This is a genomic window from Microcoleus sp. AT3-A2 (genome assembly GCF_036705685.1).
In the GTDB taxonomy this organism is placed as follows: Bacteria; Cyanobacteriota; Cyanobacteriia; order Cyanobacteriales; family Microcoleaceae; genus Microcoleus.
Window position 1 is genome coordinate 1 of the sequence record NZ_JAUBVF010000116.1, and the last position, 5,682, is coordinate 5,682.

At 43.5% G+C, this 5,682-nt stretch carries 4 protein-coding genes and 2 pseudogenes; 4 read left to right on the top strand and 2 right to left on the bottom strand.

Going from position 1 to position 5,682, the window contains the following annotated elements:
* Window positions 1–75: 75 nt before the first annotated feature.
* The 4 genes and pseudogenes from QUB37_RS29000 to QUB37_RS29015 form a co-directional block, all read left to right on the top strand.
* Window positions 76–350, top strand: a pseudogene (locus QUB37_RS29000) (IS1 family transposase); the annotation flags it as partial.
* An 839-nt stretch (window positions 351–1,189) separates the two neighbouring features.
* The gene (locus QUB37_RS29005; protein WP_333168631.1) at window positions 1,190–1,411 is read left to right on the top strand and encodes a hypothetical protein; all 222 of its coding nucleotides are present in this window, start codon (window positions 1,190–1,192) and stop codon (window positions 1,409–1,411) included.
* Window positions 1,412–1,443: 32 nt separating this feature from the next.
* Complete coding sequence (locus QUB37_RS29010) at window positions 1,444–2,082, top strand: class I SAM-dependent methyltransferase (RefSeq protein ID WP_333168633.1); 639 nt, start codon at window positions 1,444–1,446, stop codon at window positions 2,080–2,082.
* A gap of 141 nt (window positions 2,083–2,223) precedes the next feature.
* Window positions 2,224–2,820 (top strand): class I SAM-dependent methyltransferase, encoded by a 597-nt coding sequence (locus tag QUB37_RS29015; RefSeq protein WP_333168634.1) that lies wholly within the window; start codon window positions 2,224–2,226, stop codon window positions 2,818–2,820.
* A gap of 94 nt (window positions 2,821–2,914) precedes the next feature.
* Here the strand turns inward: QUB37_RS29015 and QUB37_RS29020 are convergent, their stop codons facing one another.
* On the bottom strand, window positions 2,915–4,183 hold the full coding sequence (locus QUB37_RS29020) for a sodium:proton antiporter (RefSeq protein WP_333168635.1): 1,269 nt from the start codon (window positions 4,181–4,183) through the stop codon (window positions 2,915–2,917).
* A 181-nt stretch (window positions 4,184–4,364) separates the two neighbouring features.
* Window positions 4,365–5,512 (bottom strand): annotated as a pseudogene (locus QUB37_RS29025) (sensor protein KdpD).
* Window positions 5,513–5,682: the final 170 nt, after the last annotated feature.

A 5,682-nucleotide genomic window follows, 5' to 3' on the forward strand; every position in this document is an offset into this window, starting at 1 on the left:
ACTTCTCTGCCTTATTGCGTAAGCATTGGTTGCCGAAGGCATCGCATCCCTCTTTAAAAACTGTCCGGAGTATTGTTATGGAATTCCATGCCACCTGTTTACCGTCAATGTGCTGTAGTTTATACTGACCATTGGAGTGCTTATGATTCTGTATTGCCCAGTAAACGTCATTATAGTTTAGACTCTCGATAGTGGTTGTACCAGCTATATCGAGCGATTTAACTGCACCATTCGACAACGAGTATCAAGGGTTGGTGAGAAAGAGCTTATCCTTATCTAAAAAATTGGAAAATCATATTGCTGCAATTTGGAGTTTTCTACATCATTATAATGCTAGTTTAGAACTCTAGATACCTACTTTTTTTTGAATTCGGTTTTGTTTTATGATCTTGAACCTTTCCTTCAGGGCACTACCGATTCTATTATCTCCGAATACAGCCCCGACCATAACTTAATTAAATTAGTATGGCATTCGAGAAAAAAATATATTTCCATCGATTTTTTACATCAATTGAAGAGCTAGAGTATTTATTGCATAGCTTTTCAATTGAAGGACAAGTAATAATTAAAGGGGAGCTAATAATCAAAAACAATGGTAATGCTTCTTGTATCACAGTTTAAATGTGCAATAGCTTATCATTAGATCCTACTATGCAGCTTTCATTCAAGCGCGAAACTATTTACGGGATAGCCAAGGACTTTCTATTCCAAAGACAGGAGAAGCTCATCGATACGTTCAGCAACAATTCGCTGTCAGTGCCGATCGCACTCGCAAGAAAATAGCATAAAATTTGAGGTACTTGCGAAGCTATCGCGGAAAAGTAGATTAGGATGATACAGTACCTGGATTATCCGGTATTGCATTAAGAGCTATTGGAATTCCGAAAAAGTAAGCTCGGATTTGAGTAGTTTGTAAGCATAGATGGGAGGGTTAGAATATATGATTATCGCTCCTAAAAATGTGCCGTAAGTTACCGGTTCCAAGTACCCTGAGCAATTCAACGCTGCTGTTTTGGGGAGAGTTAAAAAACGCTTGGGCGATGCTGCTGGATTGCAAAATTTTGGGGTAAATCTGGTTAGACTTGCGCCGGGAACTTGTTCTGCTCTCAGGCATTGGCACAGCCGGCAAGATGAGTTAATCTATGTTCTGTAAGGGGAAGTTACTCTGATTACAAATTCGGGAGAGCAAGTGCTGAAACCGGCTATGGCGGCGGGTTTTCCGGCGGGGGACGCAGATGGGAATCATTTAGTCAACCACTCTAATGCAGATGTTGTTTATCTCGAAATTGGCGATTCCCTTCGGGATAGCTTCGCTTCACGCACTGATGGTGATTGGGCCAATTATCCCGATGATGATTTAATTGCCAAAGCTAGCGGTAATGCTTGGATTTTTACGCACAAAAACGGCTAGATTTATGAGAGATTTATGAGGATTAAAAATTTATGAGTCAAGTGAATCTTTGGACTTCGGCGGAACACGCTTTGTGGTATCTTGCTAAAGCTGATGGAATTCCTCACCGCACTGAAGGTGAAGCGGTTTTGTTGGAGGAAGTGCCGAAAAATGTTAAGCGAATTATGGATGTGGGCACGGGAGACGGACGGTTGCTGGGTTTGCTAAAGTGCGATCGACCAAATGTTGAATGTGTGGCGATCGACTTTTCGCCGACAATGCTGGAAAAAGCCAGAATTCGCTTTGCTGATGACCAGAATGTCACGGTAATCGAGCACAATTTTGATGAATCGCTACCAGATTTGGGCAAGTTTGATGCGGTTGTTTCTAGTTTTGCGATTCATCATGTAGCAGACGATCGCAAACGTTCGCTTTACACTGAGATTTTCGAGCTTTTGGAACCGGGAGGTATTTTTTGCAATTTGGAGCACGTAGCGTCCGCAACTCCCGCTTTACACGATAAATTTCGAGAGGCGCTGGGTATTAGTCACGAACCCGAAGATCCGTCTAATAAATTGCTGGATGTGGAAACGCAATTGCGCTGGTTTAGAGAAATTGGTTTTACAGATGCAGACTGTTATTGGAAGTGGCGGGAACTCGCTTTATTAGCTGGGGCGAAAGCTGACTCATAGTAGTAAGTTGTGCATTGCACACCCTACTTAATCGCGAAATCTAACAATAATGGTTGGATTTTTACGCATAAAAACGGCGAAATTGATGAGGATTAAAAAATAAGGAGTCAAGTCAATCTTTGGACTTCTGCGGAACACGCTTTGTCGTATCTTGCTAAGGCTGATAGCGTTCCTCAGCGCACTGAAGGTGAAGCGGTACTTTTGGGGGAAGTGCCGAAAACTGTCAAGCGAATTCTAGATGTGGGTACGGGAGACGGGCGTTTGTTGGGTTTGCTAAAGTGCGATCGCCCGAATGTTGAATGTGTGGCGATCGACTTTTCACCTACAATGTTGGAAAAAGTTAGAACTCGTTTTGCTGATGACAAAAATGTTACGGTAATCGAGCACAATTTCGACGACTCGCTGCCGGATTTGGGCAAGTTTGATGCAGTTGTTTCTAGTTTGGCAATTCACCACGTAGAAGACGATCGCAAACGTTCGCTTTACACCGAAATTTTCGAGCTTTTGGAACCCGGAGGCATTTTTTGCAATTTCGAGCACGTAGCGTCCGCAACAGAGGCTTTGCATCAGAAATTTCTAGAGGTGGTCGGTATGGGCGATCGACCAGACGATCCCTCTAATAAATTGCTGGATGTGGAAACGCAATTGCGCTGGTTTAGAGAAATTGGTTTTACAGATGCAGACTGTTATTGGAAGTGGCGGGAACTCGCTTTATTAGTTGGGGTGAAACCTGTTTAGAGTATTTCGTGAAATTCGCATATCCGGGTAATGACACGGCAGCGCCGTGTCCCTACAAATATCGCATACAATCTGTATGACTTGCGTGAATTAATTAAATTAAATCCGGTACTTTAGGTTTGATTCGGCGCTCGTACCAGTTCATTAACGGCGTGGAAGTAATGCCGTGCAGAATCACAGAAATTACGATCGTTGTAAAAGTAATCCAGGCAATTTTTTCGGCGGTTTCGCCTTTCAAACCGTGACCGAAAGCATAGGTAAGATAATAGATAGAACCCACACCACGAATGCCGAACCAACCGTAAAGCCAGCGGCTGGCGGGATGCAAAGGACTGCCGATCGTACTAATCCAAGCTCCCAGAGGCCGGATTAAAAAAATCAACAATCCAGCTACTAAGAGCGAGTATCCTCCATATGCCAACATAGGCTCTAGGCGCAAAAGCGAACCTAATAGTAAAATAGTTGCTACTTCCATTAACTTTTCTATGCGCTCGGTAAAGTGCAGTTGGGAAAGCGGTTTTTCTGTGTCGCAATAAGTCCGCTGCGCCACAATTCCTGCTACAAAAACTGCGAGAAATCCGTAGCCGTTGACTACTTCTGTGAGGGAATATGTGATCAGGATTGTGCTGAGAGCAATGAAATCTTCCATTAATTGATCTGCTGGTTGATAGCGTTGGAGTCGGCGATCGATCCAGGTGACGGCTTTAGCTACTAAAATTCCCATAACGATAGCTGCGCCAATCGCCCAAATCAAGTCAACTGCTACCCACTGCGAAAACCAGTTCTGCCAGTTGTCATCTTTTAGCGCATAAATCCCGAAATAAACAAAGGGAAAAGCTAAAGCATCGTTTAAACCGCCTTCTGATGTTAAACCAAAGCGCAATTCATCGCGATCGTCTAGATTAGCTAACTGAACTTCTGAGGCTAAAACTGGATCGGTGGGAGCGAGAATTGCTCCAAGTAAAATCGCTGGGCCCCAATCTAATTTCACAAACCAATGACCGACAGCCGCAACCGCAAAAATAGAAATTGGCATTAAAAAACCGATCAGCCGCGCTGTGGAATTCCAAGCCCAAAGTTTCAGCGGGCGGTTCATTTTTAAGCCACAACTAAACAGAGAAACAATAACTACAAATTCTGTAAGTCTTTCTATAAATTGAGCTTCGGGACGCAAGTTAATCAGCTTGGAGCCGTAGGGCCCCAATCCGATACCGACAACTAGATAAATTAAGGCATAAGATACAGGGAATCGCGAAATCCATCCAGAACCCAAGGTGACGGTCAACAGGAGGATGCCAATAGCGAGCAAGTCGAAAATGTAAATATCCACCATAGCGATCGCACTTTTAATCAGGTTTACCAAGTGCGATCCTAACAGGTAAAAGCTTCGGGCGCATCCACCGCCCGCTAGATTCAGCTATCCTCCAAAAGTTGCAGTTTTTATGCTAAATGACTAATAACTAACAACTAATAACTAATAACTAACAACTAACAACTAACAACTAACAACTCACAACTCACAACTACTGACTACTGATTACTGACTACTGACTACTGACTTTTTCGGTAGCGATGATGTGCAAATCTACGTGTTTGAGCATCGCACTAACTGTTGAGTCAAAGAACCCCGCAGCAACAATTTCCAGCGCGATTGCTGGCTTTCGCCGATCACAATTTGAGTAATGCGATACTGTTCAGCTACCTCCGAAATCGCTTTGGCTATATTAGTGCCGTTTACCCGCAAAAATTGCCCATTAAATTCTTTACAGAGTTTCTCACAAGTTTCTACGTGCAAGCTTTCTGCTTTTGTTAAAAATCGGTCTGGATCGTTGACAAACAGAGCATAAAACGGGGCATTCATATAGCTAGCAATCCTCGCGCCCCGCAGCAGCAGTTGTAAGGAATTCGGATAAGTCGAGATGCACACTAAAACTCGTTCGTGAATGTTGCAAGATTGACCTTTTAAAGTTGCTGCGTCGTCTTCCACATTGTCTGCGACTTCTCGCAGGGCGAGTTCTCGCAAAGCAATTAAATGGCGGCGCTGGAAAAAGTTTTCTAAAGATTGTTCAATTTTTTCGGGAGCATAAATTTTGCCTTTTAGCAACCTTTCTTCTAAAGTTTCCGGCGTGACATCGACAACGACTATTTCGTCAGCATCTTCGAGGACGCGATCGGGCACTCGTTCTCGCACTACAACTCCGGTAATTCGAGCTACTAAATCGTTGAGACTTTCTATGTGTTGAATGTTGAGGGTGGAGAAAACATCAATCCCAGCTTTGAGAATTTCTTCGACATCTTGATATCGTTTTTCTCGCAGAGAACCAGGAATGTTTGTATGAGCTAGTTCGTCTATTAATGCTAATTGAGGACGGCGTTCTATGACAGCATCCGTATCCATTTCCTAGAGCATTTTTTCGCCGCGCAGCATTTGTTTTTTGGACACTATTTCTAGTCCCTCGCCTTTAGCTGCTGTCTCTTTCCGCCCGTGAGTTTCTAACAGTCCAATTACCACATCAATGCCTTCAGATTTGAGCCTGTGTCCTTCTTCCAGCATTCGGAAAGTTTTGCCGACACCGGGGGCCATGCCGATAAATATTTTGTGCTTTCCCCGGCGGGGGGTGCGATCGTAAGTGCGGTTCGGTTGGGCGTAAACCGCGTCTGGATTGTTGGTAATTTGGCTAGAGTGAATCATAGCTGAGTAGTGAGTTGTCAGTTGGCGATTGTCAGTTGGCGATTGTCAGTTGTCAGTTGTCAGTTAGGGATTGTCAGTTGCTACAAGTAACACATAACTAATGACTAATGACTAATGACTAATGACTAATGACTAATGACTAATGACTAATGACTAATGACTAATGACTA

Excerpts from the sequence above, each read along its gene's own strand:
- QUB37_RS29010 (WP_333168633.1), top strand. The coding sequence starts at position 1,444 with ATGAGTCAAGTGAATCTTTGGACTTCGGCGGAACACGCTTTGTGGTAT.